Annotated in this window: 18 protein-coding genes; 4 read left to right on the top strand and 14 right to left on the bottom strand. The window is 62.3% G+C overall.

Annotated elements, in window-relative coordinates; genetic code table 11:
• Positions 1-136: 136 nt before the first annotated feature.
• Genes NA8A_RS20910 through NA8A_RS20885 form a run of 6 tightly spaced genes read right to left on the bottom strand, consistent with a single transcriptional unit; the run spans position 137 to position 7,240 of the window.
• The gene (locus NA8A_RS20910) at positions 137-601 is read right to left on the bottom strand and encodes a MarR family winged helix-turn-helix transcriptional regulator (RefSeq protein ID WP_009452404.1); all 465 of its coding nucleotides are present in this window, start codon (positions 599-601) and stop codon (positions 137-139) included.
• On the bottom strand, positions 598-1,182 hold the full coding sequence (locus NA8A_RS20905; protein ID WP_009452403.1) for an amino acid synthesis family protein: 585 nt from the start codon (positions 1,180-1,182) through the stop codon (positions 598-600). The genes NA8A_RS20910 and NA8A_RS20905 overlap by 4 nt, the downstream gene beginning before the upstream one ends.
• A complete protein-coding gene (locus NA8A_RS20900; protein WP_040673270.1) occupies positions 1,175-2,128 on the bottom strand; it encodes a UPF0280 family protein in 954 nt (317 codons plus the stop codon). The genes NA8A_RS20905 and NA8A_RS20900 overlap by 8 nt, the downstream gene beginning before the upstream one ends.
• Complete coding sequence (locus tag NA8A_RS20895; RefSeq protein WP_009452401.1) at positions 2,125-3,654, bottom strand: hypothetical protein; 1,530 nt, start codon at positions 3,652-3,654, stop codon at positions 2,125-2,127. The genes NA8A_RS20900 and NA8A_RS20895 overlap by 4 nt, the downstream gene beginning before the upstream one ends.
• Positions 3,651-6,389, bottom strand: a complete 2,739-nt coding sequence (locus NA8A_RS20890) for a molybdopterin-dependent oxidoreductase (RefSeq protein WP_009452400.1) — start codon at positions 6,387-6,389, stop codon at positions 3,651-3,653. Before NA8A_RS20890 ends, NA8A_RS20895 begins: the two co-directional genes overlap by 4 nt.
• Positions 6,386-7,240: an FAD binding domain-containing protein gene (locus NA8A_RS20885; protein ID WP_009452399.1), complete on the bottom strand. Its 855-nt coding sequence runs from the start codon at positions 7,238-7,240 to the stop codon at positions 6,386-6,388. The genes NA8A_RS20890 and NA8A_RS20885 overlap by 4 nt, the downstream gene beginning before the upstream one ends.
• A 164-nt stretch (positions 7,241-7,404) precedes the next feature.
• On the opposite strand from NA8A_RS20885, the gene pncA reads away from it, so the two are divergent.
• Positions 7,405-8,004, top strand: coding sequence for a bifunctional nicotinamidase/pyrazinamidase (gene pncA / locus NA8A_RS20880; protein WP_009452398.1), 600 nt, complete (start codon positions 7,405-7,407; stop codon positions 8,002-8,004).
• Positions 8,005-8,037: 33 nt separating this feature from the next.
• On the opposite strand, the gene NA8A_RS20875 is transcribed toward pncA, so the two are convergent.
• The 7 genes from NA8A_RS20875 to NA8A_RS20845 all read right to left on the bottom strand — a co-directional run bounded on the left by NA8A_RS20875 (position 8,038) and on the right by NA8A_RS20845 (position 15,348).
• Positions 8,038-8,745, bottom strand: a complete 708-nt coding sequence (locus NA8A_RS20875; protein ID WP_009452397.1) for an ABC transporter ATP-binding protein — start codon at positions 8,743-8,745, stop codon at positions 8,038-8,040.
• A 1-nt stretch (position 8,746) separates the two neighbouring features.
• The gene (locus tag NA8A_RS20870; protein ID WP_009452396.1) at positions 8,747-9,487 is read right to left on the bottom strand and encodes an ABC transporter ATP-binding protein; all 741 of its coding nucleotides are present in this window, start codon (positions 9,485-9,487) and stop codon (positions 8,747-8,749) included.
• The gene (locus NA8A_RS20865) at positions 9,475-10,449 is read right to left on the bottom strand and encodes a branched-chain amino acid ABC transporter permease (protein WP_040673285.1); all 975 of its coding nucleotides are present in this window, start codon (positions 10,447-10,449) and stop codon (positions 9,475-9,477) included. Before NA8A_RS20865 ends, NA8A_RS20870 begins: the two co-directional genes overlap by 13 nt.
• 35 nt (positions 10,450-10,484) lie before the next feature.
• The gene (locus tag NA8A_RS20860; RefSeq protein ID WP_009452394.1) at positions 10,485-11,366 is read right to left on the bottom strand and encodes a branched-chain amino acid ABC transporter permease; all 882 of its coding nucleotides are present in this window, start codon (positions 11,364-11,366) and stop codon (positions 10,485-10,487) included.
• A gap of 226 nt (positions 11,367-11,592) precedes the next feature.
• Positions 11,593-12,897 carry an ABC transporter substrate-binding protein gene (locus NA8A_RS20855; RefSeq protein ID WP_009452393.1) on the bottom strand — a complete coding sequence of 435 codons (1,305 nt, stop codon included), beginning with the start codon at positions 12,895-12,897 and terminating at the stop codon, positions 11,593-11,595.
• Between the two features lie 286 nt (positions 12,898-13,183).
• Positions 13,184-14,617: a hypothetical protein gene (locus NA8A_RS20850; RefSeq protein WP_009452392.1), complete on the bottom strand. Its 1,434-nt coding sequence runs from the start codon at positions 14,615-14,617 to the stop codon at positions 13,184-13,186.
• Positions 14,614-15,348 (bottom strand): GntR family transcriptional regulator, encoded by a 735-nt coding sequence (locus NA8A_RS20845; protein WP_051018044.1) that lies wholly within the window; start codon positions 15,346-15,348, stop codon positions 14,614-14,616. The genes NA8A_RS20850 and NA8A_RS20845 overlap by 4 nt, the downstream gene beginning before the upstream one ends.
• Positions 15,349-15,611: 263 nt before the next feature.
• Between NA8A_RS20845 and NA8A_RS20840 the strand changes: the two genes are divergently transcribed.
• From NA8A_RS20840 to NA8A_RS20830, 3 genes are all read left to right on the top strand, one after another.
• Positions 15,612-16,598, top strand: a complete 987-nt coding sequence (locus NA8A_RS20840) for an ABC transporter substrate-binding protein (protein WP_009452390.1) — start codon at positions 15,612-15,614, stop codon at positions 16,596-16,598.
• 148 nt (positions 16,599-16,746) lie between these two features.
• Positions 16,747-17,526: an ABC transporter ATP-binding protein gene (locus tag NA8A_RS20835; RefSeq protein ID WP_040673281.1), complete on the top strand. Its 780-nt coding sequence runs from the start codon at positions 16,747-16,749 to the stop codon at positions 17,524-17,526.
• Positions 17,527-17,529: 3 nt separating this feature from the next.
• Positions 17,530-18,453 (top strand): ABC transporter permease, encoded by a 924-nt coding sequence (locus tag NA8A_RS20830; protein ID WP_009452388.1) that lies wholly within the window; start codon positions 17,530-17,532, stop codon positions 18,451-18,453.
• A gap of 46 nt (positions 18,454-18,499) precedes the next feature.
• On the opposite strand, the gene NA8A_RS20825 is transcribed toward NA8A_RS20830, so the two are convergent.
• Positions 18,500-18,709, bottom strand: coding sequence for a Trm112 family protein (locus NA8A_RS20825; protein ID WP_009452387.1), 210 nt, complete (start codon positions 18,707-18,709; stop codon positions 18,500-18,502).
• Between the last annotated feature and the right edge of the window lie 11 nt (positions 18,710-18,720).

The raw sequence follows: 18,720 nt of genomic DNA, 5'->3' as shown, positions 1-18,720 counted from the left end.
CTTTCTGCAGCGTCCCCGAAGAAGTCATCCTGCCGATCTCAGCGTCCCTCATGGTGAGCGTGTCGAACCACGCACAGGGCCGATGCAACGGCATGTAAGCCTTTGTGTCGCGCCCCTCGGTATCGGACGAACCATCTTATCCTTCGGCAAGCTTGGTCAGAAGCCGAAGGAAGGTTGCGGTTTCGCGCGGTGTCAGCGGCGCCAGCGTTTCCTCGGTCACCTCGAGGGCCTCGGGCAAAAGCGCCTCCACGGTTTCCTGTCCCTCGGGACTCAGGCTCACCATCAGCCTGCGCCGGTCGCTCTCATGCGGCTCCAGCGTAACGAGCCCGCGCGCCTTAAGCCGGTCGATCACCCCCTTGATGGTCGCCGCATCCATGGCGACGAGCTGTCCAAGCTGATTCTGCGAGGTCGCGCCGACTGAATAAAGTTTGGCGAGTGCCGCGAATTGCGGCGGTGTCAGATCGCCGATCCGGGCCGCGAAAATCGCCAGATGTCGCTGATTTGCCTTGCGCAGGATGAAGCCTACCTGCTCATCCAGTTCATAGGCATCGGTCGAAGGCCCTCCCGGCAGCGCCTTCGACGTTTCGTCGGCCCTCGTCATCTGAGGCCATCCTCGCCCTTGACGTCCTCTGCCCTCAAGCCGCCCATGCGGGCATGGACGCGCGGGCCGGCCGTCATGGCGAGCACGAACAGAATCTCGTCGGGCCGCGGCCCGTCCGAAAGCCCCACCTCCATGGCGTCGAAATGGCTGCGCACATAGGCTGCATTGATGTGCCCGAGCGGGATATCGATGCGCGAACCGAACGCCCCGACTTTCTTGGCTGAAGGAACAATGGCCTTTGAATCGCCGAGGCGCTCGCGCATGGCATAGCCGCCGGGCACATGCCACAGCGCGCCATGTTCCAGTTCACCAGCCGTGCCGACGATAGCGCCTTTGCCGAAACCGTCGATAACGGAAGCACCACCTTCGAACGCAGCGACGAGCCTGTCGGTCATCTCAAGGCCGAGCGGCTTCAGATCTCCCATCGCGTCCTCAAGCTCTTCAACGTAGCGCCCGGCAAAGGGATTTTTGACCAGTGCCATTACCGCTGCACGCCGGCGCGGCACGGCTGGACGAGGCCCGCCCTCGTGAAAGATCTCCTCGGTCAGAAGCGCGATCTTGCGCACGGTGAATTCAGGCATGCTCTCGATTCCTTTCGCTGGACCCGGCTCGTGATCCCAGCCGTTCCGTTATGGCGGTGTTTGCCCCTTGATCGCAATCCCTTTCGCGCCGCGGCGCGCATAGCAATTGCCCCGGGAACGCCTCGTACAAACGATGAGCGCCGCACAGGAACAGGGCTGCTGCCGTTATCAGCCCGCGCGAGCGCATGTCTTCCGCGACAGCAAGGCCGCTTGCAAGCGCCTCGTCGATTTCCTGCGTCGTGAGTGCTCCAACGCCCTGCGTCACCATGCGCGCGCCCAGATCGCTGTCTGGATCGATGCTGTTTGCAGGTTCCCGCACGATTGCAGGATGCCCCGGCAGATCGACCGCGTTGGCAATCAGCGTGGCGGCCGCATCGGCCATCGCCGCATTCCTGGCAAGCACGGTCACCGCATCGGCAATGCCCAGCGAGTGGCTGCGCCCGCGCCAGCCACTGGTGGCAAGCCCGCGCACGGGATGCTCAGAGGCGATCTCGATCCGATCCGAAAGCTCCTGCCCGGTTCCAGCGATCGCCGCCGCCATCCGCGCGCCAGGCGCAAGGTGAAACGCGATATCGCCGCCATTGTTCACATAAGCGCGCTGCAGATCGCGCCCCTCGACCATCGCGGCCAGAACCTCATCCGCCACGCTGCCGGCCACCGCCGCCATGGGCGTTACGAAAGCGGGAAAATGCGGGCATACCGCCCTCTCCATCCGCCGAGCAGTGCCACTCGCAAAGACCTGTCTCTCCTGCCCCACCGGACGCCTGAGCGCGGGCAGCTCCGCCACCAGCTCACCGAGCACGGTTTGGAAACGCCCTGCCGCCTGCCGATAGGCCAGACGGCGCTCTCCGTCATCCCCGAACGCCTCAACGATCAGGTCTATGGGCCCGTGATTGAGATGCAACCGCCGCCCATCGGGGAGCCATCTTGCGACAGGGCCATTCATCGCGGCGGCTCACGGCGCAATTGCTGGCGCGGCGGCCATGGATTGTCGTCCTGCGCCTGCCTGCTCTCTCGTGCATTGAAATATTCCCCGCCCTTTTCGAGCACATCGTCAATGCTGCGGATTTCATCCGCATAACCGCCAAGGCGAATATAATCGTCGCGTCGAAGCGTGAATTCGATGGGCGCCACCAGGGCCGGCGTGGGCACGTATCCGAAAGCATTGTCGGGCGTGCGCGAAACATCGACCATGATCGTGATACCGCCGCCCGGCCACACATAGACCGGCGCGCCGCCGCAGGTGACATAGGTCTTGAGGCCCTGTACGGAGCGGGTCAGGTTGACCGGATTTTCCGTCACGCCGGCGCGCAGCGATCCCCCGGCTCCGCCCATGAACAGGACGGTGCAAAGCGCCGGTTCGCAATTTTCCTCGATCAACTCCACCGACTTCCGTAAGCGCTCGGGAAAAGGTTTCTTGACCGGCTTCAGCGCCTCATCAAGCTCGTAATAGGCAAACTGTTCACCCGTGGTCGAGACCATCAGCAGTGAAAGCCCCGGACGCGCGCCTTTTTTCTCATTGAACGCGCCGAGGATTTGGAGCGGATCCTCAATGGTCGTGCCACCCCAGCCGAGGCCGGGCTCCGAAACCTTGAAATAGCGTCCGGGCGTCGAACGCCGCCCGACGATCCTGATGCCGGTGTCTTCCCAGCCGATCACCTTGCCCGCCTGATGCTCGGACACTACGCCGGTGATATGATCGTCCACGACCACCACCTCGTCCACCAGCCCCTTCCACTGGGTTGCGAACATGCCGATGGCTGCCGAGCCGCAACCGACCCGCATACGCTCCTCGCGCTTGCCATCGATGACCGGCGGCTGCCCCGCCTGAACGATCACCGTGGCTCCACCATCGATGGAAAGCTCCACGGCCTTCTTGTTGCAAAGGTCCATCAGCGCCTGACAGGTGACACGACCCTCGGCCTTCGAACCGCCGGTGAGGTGGTGCACCCCGCCCAAAGACAGCATCTGGCTGCCATATTCTGCCGTGGTCACATGGCCCACCGCTTCTCCCGCCACCCGCACCGTGGCGGTTTCGGGACCGAGGAAACGGTCCGTGTCGATCTTCACCTTGACGCCGCAATAGGAGAAAATCCCCTCGGTGACGACGGTAACGAGATCGACGCCCTCCACCTCCTGCGAGACGATGAAAGGGGCCGGCTTATAATCGGGATAGGTGGTGCCGGCGCCGATGGCGCTCACGAAGCGCCGCTTTGTGTTGACGAGCTCACCGTTCCAGGGCTCGCCGCTGTCGAGCGGCACCAGCGCGGCCCCTTCTTCTGCCGCATGTTCGAGCACCATGACGGGATCGCAGCGCGTGATCCGGCCTCCGAAATTGCCATAGCGGTCGCAGGCGCCGGTTCGCCCTTCCGCGATGTAGCACATCACGGGACAGGCATCGCAGCGCAGCTTTTCTCCCGCAGCCTGCTTTTCTGGCGGGGAGGCTTCAAAGCGTTCGGTAAGCTCGTTCATGCCTCACCCTCCCGCTCACGGATCGCCGCAAGAACACGGCTCGGCGTCGCCGGCACCTTGCCGATTGCGATCCCCGTCGCATGACGGATCGCATTGAGGATCGCCGGTGCGGTGGGAATGAGAACATGCTCGCCAAGCCCCTTGGCCCCGAATGGCCCTTCGGGATCGGGCACTTCCACCAGAATGGTTTCGATGGGTGGCACGTCGCCGATGGTCGGGATCAGATAATCGTGCAGGTTTTCCGTGCGCCCGGGCACATATTCCTCCATCAGCGCAAGCCCAATGCCCTGCGCGATACCGCCCTCGATCTGGCCTTCGACCAGCAAGGGATTGATCGCCCGGCCTATATCGTGGGCCGCCACGATGCGCAGGAGCTTGACCGTGCCGAGCGTTATGTCGACTTCGAGTTCCACGAGCTGTGCTCCATATCCATAGACCGCATAGGGTACACCCTGCCCTTTTTCATCGAGCGCGGTCGTCGGCGGATCGTAGGTCTCTTGCGCCGAAAAAACATAGCCCAGCGCATCCGGCTTCATGTCGTTGAGCGCGATACGCCGCAGGGCCTCACCCTCGCGCACCGTGAGGAACCCGTCTTCCAGCCCGATCTCGGCGGCCTCGGAAACATTTGCAAAGCGCAGGATCTTCTCCCGCAGGGCCTGCCCCGCCTTTTGCGCGGCCTTGCCCGAAATGAAGGTCTGCCGCGAGGCGGAGGTCTTGCCCGCATCCGGCGTGATCGATGTATCGCCACATAAGAGCTCAAAGGCGGAAAGCGGTAGGCCGAGCGCATCGGCACAAATCTGTGTCACCACGGTGTTCGAACCTTGCCCGATATCGACCGCGCCCTGATGCAGCACCACGCGGCCGGCTGGCGAAATCCCCACGCGGATCGTCGATGGATTGGGCAGCGCCGTGTTGCCGCAGCCATACCAGCAGGAGGCGACACCCACACCGCGCCGGATCTTGCCGCCCGCCGCATTTGCCGCCTGCGCTTCCAGCAGCGCGCGCTCCCACCCCGGCTGCAAGGCTTCCAGGCACTGCTTTATGCCCACACCCGCAAGACGCTGCCCACAAGTCGTGCGGTCGCCGTCCACATAGGCGTTGTCGATCCGCAATTGCAGCCGGTCGCGCCCGAGTTTTTCGGCGAGCCGATCATAGAGCGTTTCCTGCATGATGGTCGCTTGCGGAACGCCGAAACCGCGAAACGCGCCGGAAATCGGCCCGTTCGTATGGATGGCTCGCCCCTCGGCCCGATAATGCGGCGTACGATAAGGACCGGAGGCATGGACCGGCACACGGTTGGCGACCGTCGGCCCCCAGCTCGCATAGGCGCCCGTGTTGAAATCGCCCTCGAACACCATACCGGTGATATGCCCGTTCTCGTCAGCCCCGATGGTGGCGCGCATCGAAGCCGGATGCCGTTTCGTGGTGGAGCGCATGGAATCGCCACGCGAATAGACCAGCGCGGCCGGTCTGCCGGTGCGCATGGCCACCAGCCCGACGAGGGGCTGCAGTGAAATATCAAGCTTGGAGCCGAACCCGCCGCCGGTGGCGAGCGGAACAATCCGCACCTTTTCCGGCGGCAGGCCAAGAATGCGCGCCGTATCATCCCGGTCCATATAGGGTGCCTGCGTGCACGCCTTAATGACGAGCGTATCGCCCTCCATCACCGCGTAGCCCGCTTCCGGTTCGATATAGGCATGTTCCACATAGGAGGTTTCGATTGAAGCGCTTGCCGTGACATGCGATGCGGCCAACGCCGCTTCCGGGTCGCCGCATTCAACGAACCCCTTGGTAAGCAGATTGCCCGCCCGCCCCTCATGCAATGGCGCGAAGTCTTCCCGTTTCGCCTCCGACGGTGACAAGGCATGAGGGAGCGGATGCCAGGAAACCGGAAAATCGCCAAGGTCCAGCAGGTCTATCGCTGCCCGCTCGCCTGCAATCAGCGCCACCGCCTCACCGCGAAACCGCGCCCGCCCTTCCGCGAGCGCCGGCTGATCGGCAAAGGGGGGAATGACACCGAAACGGTTCTCGCCGGGGATATCTGCCGCGGTAAAAACCGCAACCACCCCCGGATGAGCAGCGACAAATGCATCCACGTCGCCGATCTCGAATTCCGCATGCCAGTGCGGCGAGCGCACCACGGCGACGGACAAGGCGTCGGCCGGGCGCTCATCGGCCCCGAAAACTTCCGCGCCCGTCACCTTTCGTGCGCCATCGAGACGGATGGGTGAGGCCCCGACTGCCTCTCCCCTCTTCACCAGCCCCGGCTCGACGCCCGCCCGACGGTTGGCATCCATCACCGCATCGATGATTTTCCGATAGCCCGTGCAGCGGCAAAGCACACCGCCCAACGCGTCTTTCACCTCGTCTTCGGTGGGTGAAGCATTCTGTTCCAGAAGTGCTGCCGCGCTCACGAGTATCCCCGGTGTGCAGATGCCGCATTGCGCAGCCCCATGGCGCAGGAAGGATTCCTGCAAAGCCGATAACGCGCCATTGGACAGCCCTTCCACCGTGCGCACCTGTGCACCCTCAAGGTTTGCCGCCGGCACCAGACAAGCGCATACGACCTTGCCATCGACCACAACCGAACAGGCACCGCAATCGCCGGCATCGCACCCCACTTTCGTGCCGGTCAGTCCCAGTTCGTCACGCAACACGGAGGATAATCGCTGCAGGGGCGAGACCTCGGCCTCGACCAGCGCGCCATTGACGGCGAAGGAAAGCGAAAGCTTCATGCGGCAATCCCTCCGCCCAGCACTTCGCCCGCAGCCTGCGCGAGCGCCCTTGCGACGATCTCCCGCGCAGCCTCGCGCCTGTAGCTGGCCGTACCGCGCACGTCATCGATGGGAGCAAGCTCGGGAAAACCGTAGGCCGCCACCAGCGCCGGCACGGCATCGGGCGACGCTCCGGCAAGCACGGCCTCCAGCCCCGCAAGCCGTCGTGCCACCGCAGAGCAGGATCCGACCGCAATTGCCACCCCTCGAACCCGGCCACTGTCGAGCACAAGCCGCGCGGCGGCCATGGCGATGGAGATCACCAGATAACGGCGTGCGCCCAGCTTGACGAAACCCGACCTGCCCTCGCATGCCGCCATGGGAACGCGGATCGCCGTCACCAGCTCATCGGCTTCCCGCATTGTCTTGCGGTTGCCCAGGATGAAGCGCGAAAGCGGCACATGGCGCTTTCCCGCATGACTGGTGAGAGTGACCTCCGCATCGAGCGCCAGCAGCGGCGGAACGCCATCGGCGGCGGGCGATGCATTACAGAGATTTCCCGCCACCGTGCCCACATTCTGAATCTGGACGGAGCCCACGTCCCGCGCCGCCTGTTTCAGCATGTCGAAGACTGGTGGCAGAGGTGCTTCGAGAAGCTCGCTCCAGCTCATGCGCGCACCGATTACGATATGGCTGTCGGAGCGGGAAAAGCCCTTGAGTTCGCGGAGACTGTTTATGTCGAGTACATCGGCCTTGACGGGTCCGCCGCCAAGGGCCGGATAGAAATCGGTCCCGCCCGCAAGAACGGTCCAGGGCCGGGAGCGCATAAGCTCCAACGCCTCCTCCAGCGTGGTCGGTCTGGCATAGTCCATACTGCACCTGCCTGCCTGAAAACGATGTCGTTCCCCGCGCCCTTCTTGTGTTTTTGTCGGCGCGCAAAATCATTCGCATACAAATGATACGCTCCTCCCGCCGCTTGTCAAAGGGGAACATTCGGTCCACCTTCGCCGAAACTCGCGAGAAGGAGAAGAGCGCAATGGCAAATGAAGCCCTGATCGTCATCGACGTGCAGAACGATTTCTGCCCCGACGGCGCGCTGGCGGTCGCCGGCGGCGATCAGGTGGTGCCGGTCATCAACGCGCTCATCGGTCGCTTCGAGCATGTGGTGCTGACGCAGGACTGGCACCCCGCCGGCCATTCGAGCTTCGCCTCCTCGCACCCGGGAAAAGCGCCTTTCGAAACGGTTGAGATGGCTTACGGAACACAGACGCTCTGGCCGGACCATTGCGTACAGGGCACAGCCGGAGCGGCATTCCACCCGGAGCTCGAATGGACGAGCGCCGAGATGATCATCCGCAAGGGGTTTCGCAAGGCGATCGACAGCTATTCGGCCTTTTTCGAGAACGACCACGAAACGCCGACGGGGCTTTCCGGCTACCTTCGGGAACGGGGCATTTCGAGAGTGACGCTGGCCGGCCTTGCGACGGATTTCTGCGTTGCCTATTCGGCACTCGATGCCCGCCGCCAGGGGTTCGACGCGACAGTCATCCTTGAAGGGTGCCGCGCCATAGACCTTGGCGGTTCCCTGGCCACAATGACGGCGAAGATGAAGGAGGCCGGAGTGACGCTGTCATAACGCCGCTCCACCGCAGCACAGGCCACCCTGTACCTACCCAACCCCCACATAGCGATGCACCATCTGCGGGTCCGCGCGCAGTTGCTCGACTGCCACGGTCTCACGATTGCGCCCGTTCTCGATAAACGCCACCCGGTCCGCAACGGGCAGAACCGCATCCACCCGCTGCTCCACCAGAATAGTGGAAACGCCGCGTTCCCGCAGCCCCGCGACGGTTTCGCGGATGCGTGCGATCATGGAGGGCATCAGCCCCTCGGTGGGCTCATCCAGCAAAAGCACCTGTGGCTCGAGACAAAGCGCGCGCGCCATGGCGAGCATCTGCTGCTCACCGCCCGAAAGCGTGCCCGAGCGTTGGGTCAACCGCTCACGCAGAACGGGGAAGAGATCGAGCACGCTTTCCCGCGTCGCCCGGCCCTTTCCTCGCGTCATCAGGCCAATCTCGATGTTCTCGCCAACCGTCATTTCCGCAAACAACCGCCGCCCCTGCGGGACATAGGCCACACCGGCGCGGGGCACCTCATGCGGCGCGAGGCCGGAAAGCTCGATATCGCCAAGCAGAATGCGTCCCGCCGTTGCCGGCACCAGGCCCATGATGGTCTTCAGCGCGGTGGTCTTGCCGGCTCCATTGCGGCCAAGCAGGCACAGCACTTCGCCGCGCCGCAACTCCAGCTCGAAGGAGCGCAGCACCTGGACATGGCCGTAATGGCTGTCGACACCTTCCACTCTGAGCGCCGCCGTCATCTCACCCTCCGAGATAGGCTTGCTGGACGGCCGGATTGGCGCGGATTTCGGCCGGGCCGCCTTGCGCCAGCACTCGCCCCTGTTCCATGACCGTGATGCGTTGCGCCAGCGCCATGACCACATCCATATTATGCTCGATCAGAAGCACCGTCGCTTCTTCGCCAATCTGGCGTACGAGAGAAATGAAATTCTCGATCTCGCTGTCGGAAAGCCCCTGTGTGGGCTCATCCAGGATCAGCAGGCGAGGCTTGAGCGCAAGCCCCATGGCCACCTCCAATAATCGCTGATGTCCGTAGGAGAGATTGCCCGCCACCTTGTCTGCAAGGGCCGCAAGCCCGACCTTGTGGAGCGCATCCATGCCGTGCTCCACCAGCGCCCGGGACGTGAGCCCGCGCTCGTGATCGTCGATCAGCCGGCGCTGCACCGCCAGCGCCACATTGTCGAAGGCGGAGAGATTGGCGAACACGCTGGTGATCTGGAACGTATAGGCAATACCCGCGCGCACACGCTTGTGGGCCGGCATGCGGGAAATGTCCGTTCCATCGAAGACCACGCTGCCTGAGGTAGGCGCAACCCGCCCGCAGATCAAGCTGACAAAGGTAGTCTTGCCCGCACCGTTCGGGCCGATGATTGCATGGGTTTCCCCCTCCGGCAGCGAGAAGTCCACCTGGTCCACGGCGCGCAGGCCGCCGAAGGAGCGGCACAGATCGCGCGTGATGAGAAGCGGGGTCAGGGAAGCCATCGCAACCACCTTTCGCGCACCGTCCCCGCAATGCCTTTCGGGAAAAAAAGAATGACCCCGATGAGAACGAGCCCGACCACCAGAAGATGCGCGGTGGTATAGCTGGAGGCGGTATCGATGACATAGAACATGAAGAGCGTGCCGATCAGCGGCCCGAGCGTCGTTGCCGCGCCGCCGACAAGCACCCACAACAGCGGCAGGATGGAATACTGGATCGAGGCAAAGCCCGAACCGACATAACCGAAAAGAACGCCATAGGCCGCCCCGGCCGCAGCGCAGAAGGTTCCGGAGAGGACCACGGCCGCCAGCTTGTTGGCAAAGACGTCATATCCAAGCATCCGCATGCGCTCCTCGTTCTCGCGGATCGCGACGAGCGAACGCCCATAGGGCGCGCGCACGAGGAAGAGGATCGCCGCAAGAACCACGGTGAAGAGCGAGAGCGCCACGAGATAGCGCGTCGACGGGTCGCTGAGATCGAGCGGGCCGTCGGGCAGGGAAAGACGCCGCACGGCCTGCGGCAGAACCAGCCCTTCCTCGCCCCGCGTATAGGTCGTGAAATAGAGCGTCGTCAGGTAGAAGACCTGCGCGAACATCAGTGTCACGATCATGAAGGCGACGCCCGTCGTCCTCAGCGCCAGGAACCCCACCACGAGCGCAAGAGCGCCACCGGCGAGTATCCCTGCCCCGAAGGCCGGCCAGACATTCCAGCCCAGATGATAGATGGGAAGTCCGGCCCCATAGAGGCCGGCGGCAAAGAACATGGCGTGGCCGAGGCTGAGAAGCCCCGTATAACCGAAGGCCAGATTATAGCCCATCGCAAACACGCTCAGCACCAGAACGCGCGCGAAGATGCCGCGGTGATATTCCGGCAGCAGAAAATTGAGCGCCAGAAGCAGGAGCACCACGCCGGCATGCAGCGCGAGGCTCTTTGCGGAAGGCGCAAGGTTCGTCTGGATTTTCATGCCGATCCGCTCCTGCCACGCCTCCCCGCCCCGCCTCATCGCGCCGCCGTCCCGAACAGGCCCTGCGGCCGGAACACGAGAACCAGCGCGACCAGCAGCGTCGCCAGCATCTTGGCGAGCGTCGGCGAAAAGAACATGGAGATGATCCCGTCGGACAGGCCGATCAGAACCGCCGCCACCACCGTGCCCCGCAGACTGCCGAGCCCGCCGATGATGACCACGATGAAGGACAGGAGAAGCGGATCGAGCCCCATCAGATAATGCGCCTGCTGGATCGGCACGATCAGCACAGCAGCAACCGCCGCCAGTGCAGCGCCCAGGGCGAAGACCCCGGCATAGACGCGCCCGACCGGTATGCCGAAGGCCTGTGCGGTTTCCCGGTCGAACTGGGTGGCGCGCATGATGAGGCCGATTTTGGTACGCGTCAGAAGCAGCCAGGTGGCAAGCATCATGAGCACCGAGAAGCCTATGACGGAAAGCTTGTAGGCAGAATAGCCGAACCAGGGCAGGCTGATGCGATAATTGAACGGCGCCTGCACCGGGCGGGCTTCTGGACCGTAGAAGGTCAGCGCCAGTTGCTGGATGATGTAGAGCAGGCCGATCGTGGCAACGATTGTGGCTTCCGGCTCGTAGTGAAGGCGGCTGAGTACCAGTCTTTCGGCCACGAATGCAATCGCAGCCACCACCAGCGGGCTGATGACCAGCGCCAGCAGGAAACCGATGGCTGGATGACCCCCGAGCAGCGACGCCACCCACCAGGCGACGACCGCGCCGAGCATATAGAATTCGCCATGGGCGACGTTCACCACCCGCATCACGCCGAAGACCAGAGATAATCCCAGCGCCATAAGAGACAGAACTGCCGCCGTTACCAGACCTTCAAGCGAAGCAAGCAGGAAATAGGGTCCAAAGGCCATTCAGAAGCGCACTTTCATGAGGGGACTTGGTGACCTGGGTGGAAATGCAGTTTCGAGGATTGCCACGCCAGCTTCCACCCTCGTGGTTCGACAAGCTCACCGTGAGGGTTTGCATTGGCAACCGGAGACCGAAACAGCCAAGGCGTCGCCATGCCGCCATCCTCATCCTGAGCTTGTCGAAGGGCGAGAATGGCGGCACGCACGGCAATACCCGAACTCACCGGCCTCAGAACGACATCGTCGTGTAGTCGGCTTCCGGCTCGTAGCTTCCATCCTCGATGGAAGTGCGGTGCACGACCTTCAGCTTGCCGTCAGAGACCTGGCTGATGCTCTGCTCGCCGAAAACCTGATGGGTCTTTCCGTTGAAAAGCTTCTTGCCCTGCGGATGATCGGGCCCGGCTTCCATTTCGGTCATGGCCTCGGTCGCCTCGATCATGGCAGCGCGGTCCTCCGGTCCCCTGTAACCACAGGCTTCCATCGAAGCCTTGATGATGTTCAGAGTTTCCCAGCACCCGAACATATGGGCCGCCGTGGAGATATCCTTGGCATCGCCGGTGCTCGCCCCGTTTTCGTCGATCCCCACCGCTTCGCGGTAGGCGGTGACATAATCGGGCTGATCGGGCTGTGCGTAGCGTGGCATGCCCTCCCAGAAATGGCTGCCTTCGAGAAATTCCAGCCCCGGGCTCTTGATGTCCACCGCCTCGAGCGAATCGATGAAACCGAACAGCTGCGGACCGCCCGAGCCAAAGAATTCACCCAGCTCCTTGACGAAGGTCAGAACCGCCGGTCCCACCATCACGTGGTAGATCACATCCGTGTCGGAGGGTATCTGCGGGAAGTAGCGGGTGAAGGAGGTTTCCGTCGGCGGGATCGGAACCTTGGCGACGACCTCGCCGCCCTGCGCCTTGATTGCCGGCTCGAAGAAATCGCGGTGATCGTGGCCGAAGGCATAGTCGGGATAGACCAGCGTGACCTTCTTGCCGAGATTGCCGGCGATCCAGGGGGCGACGGAACGGACCTGCGCCTTCACGTCGGTGATGCCGGGCTGCACGCAGTAGCGGTTCAACTTGCCGGAAGCGACGTGGTAGCCCTCGCTAACGACATAATAGGGAATCTTGAGCTCGCCAGCCGCCGGGGCGGAACCGACAACCACATGCGAAAACAGCGTGCCATATACGAGGTCCACCTTGTGCTGGTTGGCGAATTTCTCCACCACCTCTGCCCCGCGCTTGGGGTCGGTGCCGTCATCCTCGATGACGATTTCCAGCGGACGGCCATTGATGCCGCCGGCATCGTTGATGCGCTTGGCAGCAGCCGCCGTCACCCTTTCATACCAGCGGCCATAGGCGGCGCCTATGCCCGTGCGATGGCATTGAAAGCCGATCTTGATCGGCGCGGAAGACTGCGCCTGGCCATAGCGCACGAAGCCCGGCGCGGCGATGAGACCGGCGGCGGCGCCGAGCCCTTTCAGCGTGGTGCGACGGCTCAGGCCGTTGCGGCGGTCTAACTTCAGGATGCGATCTTCACTCATGCCAGTTCCCCATTCTTGTGATGTTTGACCGAGCGTTCTCGATGACGGAAGCAGTTCCAGACACCGGAAAAATCACTTGTGTACAAACTAAATCACCAATCCAATCCGTTGACAACAGAAACTGCCGCAACGGAACAATCCCCGTCTTTTTAGAACACTTTCACCCTGAACGAAATCGCGCAAAATGGATAAAATGACGAAGAAACAACGAGTTACCTGATATGCCCGAAATCAGGCATATTGCCCCGACAATTGCGGGTTTCACGTCCCGAAAGCTCAATCTGTCCTATCCGCCCGTCGGAGCGGAAAGGAGCCACAAGCCAAAAACGGTGTAGAGAACCATCAGCACGGCAAGGGGTATCTGGCTGAGTCCGGCGCGTTTGCGCCCCCCATAAAGCCTGTGCGCGATCATATGCGCGACAATGATTGCAAATACATGGCCGCCGATGATGGCGAACGCCTGCGCGTTCCAGATTTTCCAGGCGGATTCCGCACCAAGCGCAACACCGGCCTGAACATACATGTCTGCCGTGCCGAACAGATCCCATCCCTGCATGAGCGGATCAGAGAGGGCAGAAAGCGCATATTGGCTGTTGATGGCGAAAGCCACGAGATAATGCGAGAAATGATAGGCGAGCGCGATGGGAATGATCGACCACACCAGATGACCCGCCGCGCGCCGGGGCGGCTCGCCTCCCGCGAGCGCATTGCCGGCCCGCACGGCAAGCAGGAATGCCGTGCACAGGGCAGCGAACATCGAAAGAAGCCCGATCGTGTTGGGCAGCACCACTGCCGAGCGGCCAGGAAATTCCAGCGGGTTCACGCCGATCGCCCCGAGCCACAGAAACGTGCGCATGAAGCCGTCGAACGAAACCGAGCTCAAAGCCAGCAGGAGAAACAGTATGCCCGAAAGCGGCAGCGCGGCAGTGTCGCGCAACTTGTGTCCGGGAACGCCAACGAAAAGAACCCTGCTTCTCCCTGTCTCCCGCCGTAGCGAAAAGAGAGAGAGCCGTGAAATCATCGTGAAGAAGATCGTGAGAAACTCCACCCGCCGCGACCAGCCATGATAGCCGAAAATGACCGCCCCGAGCATGCTAAAGACCCAGTAGGTGAGGACCGCTATGGCCAGTCGCGCCGGATCGTCCGGCGCGGGATAGATGAGTTCGAACCAGGCGAATGCGAAAAGCAGGAGCACCGCCGGTATCATGCCGATGGCGCGCGGCAGGCGCAGAAAACCTCGCGACGGCACGCCGAGGCGCAATATCAACCGCCACGGTCCGTACCAGGGATTGAGCCATGCCCAGATGTTGCCCGCCAAACCCTGAAACAGGGTCAAGCCGACCCAGAGCAGCGTCCACACGGTCAGGGGCAGCGGATTGGACAACGGATCGCGGCTGCCTGCAAAGCCTGTGTAGATGAGCCCGGCCAGAAAGAGCGCGGAAAGACAACTGACAAACCCGCGCCCGTCGAAGCGAATCCGAGCGATTGGCAATCGCTGAGAAGAAAGCCGCAAGAGCCCTTCTGGAGGCAGAAAGACCAGGACCAGAAAGCTCAATGCCACGGCAAGCATACCGCCGAAGAGATAGTAATGCGTGGGCAGAAGCAGAACATGCCCGCGATCCGAAGCATGGGCGAAGGCCCGGCTACACCACATCAGAGAGAAAAAGATGCCGACGAACAAACTCGCGAACAAAGAGGTTGCATCGCGCCGGTCGCTCACGCCTCTTTTTCCTCATCTGCAAAGGCAAATGCATCTGCTGCCGCGGTCACATGCTGCTTCATCAGAGCAACCGCTCCCTTCACATTCCGGTCGAGCGAAAGCTCCATCAGGCGTGTGTGCTGGTCAAGCGCCATGGCGTCCTGCAAGGCCGCGACAGCCGCCGCCTGCCCCTTTCCGTCAGCTGCAATGGCCTTCAGCGTTGGCCTGACGGTCAGGAAGATATGGTGACGGCTGAGTTGTCCCCATATCTGGCCGTAAAAATGCTTGAGCCAGGCAGCGTCCGCCGCAGCCAGAAGCGCTTCATGAAAAGCCTGATGCTTTTCAACCCAATCGTTCAACGCGGTTTCCGAAAGCTCCGCCGTCGGCACGCTGCAACGCGACAAACGGTAGTGCGCGGTCACCACACCCGCTTCCCAGTCGCTGCCTCCATGCCGGATGGATTCCTCCAGCAAGGCAGCCTCGACGGGGATGCGCGCCTTGGAAAGATCGGCCAGCTCCCGGGGTGAAACGGGCGCAACAGCGAATCCGCGATTGCTGACCGCCGTGACCAGCCGCTCCGCTTCAAGGCGCGAAAGCGCCTCGCGCAACGGGGTCCAGCCAAGATCGTATTCCTCGCAAAGCGCAGCAATCCGCAACGGCGCGCCGGGCAGAAGCCGGGCAGCAAGAATATCCCGCCGCAATGCGCGATAAGCGGCTTCCATCTTGGTTTGAGGTTGGCGTCTGTCACTCATACCGATCTGCAAGAAACTCCCTTTGCCGACATGATTATATATAATCTGATCCGATCACAACAATTATATATAGCATTTGACAGCCTCTGTGCTCGCGATATGATGCCTTCGCTAAGGGTGGGAGGCGAGCGCCAGGGCGGCGCGCGGCATCTATCCGGCGGAGGAATGGGCAAGCCCCGCCTTCTTCGATCATTCTGGACGAAACGGGCAAGGCCACCGGGCCTGCGGCCCGTTTTCGTCTGCGCATAAACGGGAGAGAAGACATGACCCGCAAATCCGCATTATGGCTTCGCGGCCTTGCCGCTGCCGGCGCCCTTTTCTTCAGCCTGGGCGCGGCCAACGCGGACCCGATCCGCATCGGCATAGCCAATTTCGGCGAGCATCCGCAGCTCAATGCAGCGATTGAGGGCTTCAAGCAGGCGCTGACCGGCAATGGCTACGAGGAGGGCAAGGACGTCGTCTATTCCGAGAGCCACACGAATTTCGACGCCTCGCTCGTCCCGCAGATGATCGCCAAGCTGCAGGCTGAAAAGCCCGCGCTGCTCTTCACGGTCACGACGCCGGTTTCCCAGATCGCCAAGAAAGCGCTCGCCGGATCCGGCATTCCGATCGTGTTTTCCGCAGTCACGGACCCCGTAGCGGCCAAGCTCGTCCCCTCCATGGAGGCTGGCGACGAGGGCATGACGGGGGCCACCGATCTTCAGGACATCGCCGCCGTGATGGAGTTTGCCAAGAAACTCGTCCCCGGCGCGAAGCGTTTCGGCCAGCCTTACAATCCCGGCGAGGCAAACGACGTGGCCCTGCTCGAAAAGGTCAAGGAAGTGGCTACCAACGCGGGCTTCGAGGTGGTCGAGGTCGGCGTGGACAATGTCAACGACATCCAGCAGCGCATTGCATCGCTGGCCGGCAAGGCCGACGTGATCTACACGCCCTCCTCCAACCTGCTTCAGCCGGCCATCGCGGCCGTGGCCGCAGCAGCGCGCCAGGCAGGCATTCCGATCATCAATTCCGATGAGAGCGCGGTCAATGACGGCATCGTGCCGGCAAGCCTTGCGGTGAACTTCCATCAGGTCGGCATGAATGCCGGCAAGATCGCCGTCGACATTCTCAAGGGTGCCGATCCGAAGACCATCGCACCGGTCAATCCGGCCTATGAGGACCACGCCCCGCGCATCTCCCGCAAGGTGATGGCGGAATTCGGCCTCACCATTCCGGATGAATTCGCCGATTGCGGCTGTATTGCCGAATAGGCGAAGCCGCACACGAAAGCGGGGCTTAAAAAGCATCCGCTTTCACTTGAACTCGGGCCGGGCTTTCAAGAGCCGGCCCTTCGTGTTTTTCTGATTGCATGCGGCCCCTCGCAAGCCGCTCGCAAGAAACAATGACAGGGAGGTGCCGGTGCTGGAAATCCGCGCGGCGCGCAAGATTTTCTACAAAGGCCAGCCGGACGAGAAAATCGCCCTGAACGGGCTGAATCTCAAGCTTGGGAATGGCGATTTCGCTGTCGTCATCGGTTCCAACGGAGCCGGCAAGAGCAGCATGCTCAACGCCATCTCGGGTGCGCTGAAACTTGATTCGGGCAACATCGTCATCAATGGTGACGACATCACCGAAAAGCCCGTCCACAAGCGCGCCGTCCACATCGCCCGCGTCTTCCAGGACCCCATGCTCGGAACCGCATCGAGCATGACTGTCGCCGAAAACATGCTTCTGGCAGAACTGCGCGGTAAGCCGCACACACTGCGGCCTGGCCTCAATGCAAGGCGCCTCTCCGATTACCGCGAACGGCTCGCCATGCTCGGCCTCGGCCTCGAAGACCGCCTCAACACCCGCGTCGATCTTCTTTCCGGCGGCCAGCGGCAATCGCTGTCGCTGGTTATGGCGGTCGGAGGCTCGCCCGATCTTCTCCTGCTTGACGAGCACACCGCCGCACTCGATCCACGCACCGCCGAGATCGTCATGAACGCCACCGTGCGTGCGGTCGATGCGCTGAAGCTCACCACCCTCATGGTAACCCACAACATGCAGCATGCCGTCGACTACGGAAACCGCGTCGTGATGCTCGATGCCGGCCAGGTCCGCCTTGAAATCGGCGGAGAGGAGAAGAGCCGCGTGACGGTGCCCGATCTGATCGGTCATTTCTCCACCAAGACCGATCGCATGATGCTGGCGAGCTGACCCATGGATTTCATTCAAACGACCCTGTCGAGCTTCCTCTCGCTCATTCCCGTCACGCTTGCCCAGAGCCTCATCCTCGGCTTCGTGGTGGCGGGCATCATGATCCCGTTTCGCATGCTGAGCTTTCCCGACCTGACCAGCGAGGGCGCTTTTCCGCTCGGCGGTTGCGTGTGCGGCGTCGCCATGGCCGCCGGGTTCTCGCCGCTCATTGCAATAGCGCTTGCGCTTGCCACGGGCTTCGTCGCCGGATGCTCCACGGCCTTCATTCACTTGCGGTTCCGCATCCACACGCTGCTTGCCGGCATCCTTGTCATGACGATGCTCTACAGCATCAACCTGCGCATCATGGGCCGCTCCAACCTGTCGGTCTTCGGATCCACCACGGTCTTCGACTGGGTGCCTTTCGCACAGCCTGGCTTTCCAGTGGCCAAGATCGTGGCAGCCGGCTTCCTGACCCTTGTCGTTTTCGCCCTCCTCAACTTCTTCTTCAAGACGGAGAAGGGCACCGCCGTGCGCGCCGTCGGCTCCAATCCGGTGATGGCCGAAGCGCAAGGCATCAATGTCTGGGCGGCCACTATCGGCGGCATAGGCCTTGCCGGTGCCTTTTCAGCGCTGAGCGGCGCGCTAATGGTGCAATCGCAGGGTTTCGCCGACGTGAATATGGGCCTTGGCATCCTTATCAACGGCCTTGCGGCCCTGATGATCGGCGAAGCGATCGTCGGCAAGGAAAAGGTATGGCGCCAGCTTCTGGCGCCCTTCGTCGGCGCCATTGTCTACTATCAGCTGGTTTCGCTATGTCTTGCTGCAGGCATGCCCCCACCCGACCTGAAACTGGCGACCGGCCTGTTCGTGCTGATCATGCTTGCTCTGCCGAGCCTGCGCGGATCACGCCGTGCGGCAGGTCCCAAGGAGAGCTTTCGCGAATAGAGCGCTGCTGTCAGATATACAGCTCTGACTGCAAGAGCACCGGCCTTCAGCCCCGTGAAGCGCGCTCGGGATCGAGAGAGCGCGCTTCGGAGGGAAGGAGAATGGGAATGCCGTCGCGCACCGGATAGGCAAGCTTTGCGCTTTTCGAAAGAAGCTCACCCGTTCCCCCATCCCAGACCAGCGGCCCCTTGGTAAGCGGACACACGAGAAGTTCGAGCAATTTGGGATCGATCGGGTTTTCAAGTGTCTGCGTCATGGCTTGCTCCG

The organism is Nitratireductor indicus C115 (assembly GCF_000300515.1).
Lineage (GTDB): Bacteria > Pseudomonadota > Alphaproteobacteria > Rhizobiales > Rhizobiaceae > Nitratireductor > Nitratireductor indicus.
Note: the sequence above shows the minus strand (reverse complement) of the source record. Positions and strands in the feature narration are given on the sequence as shown.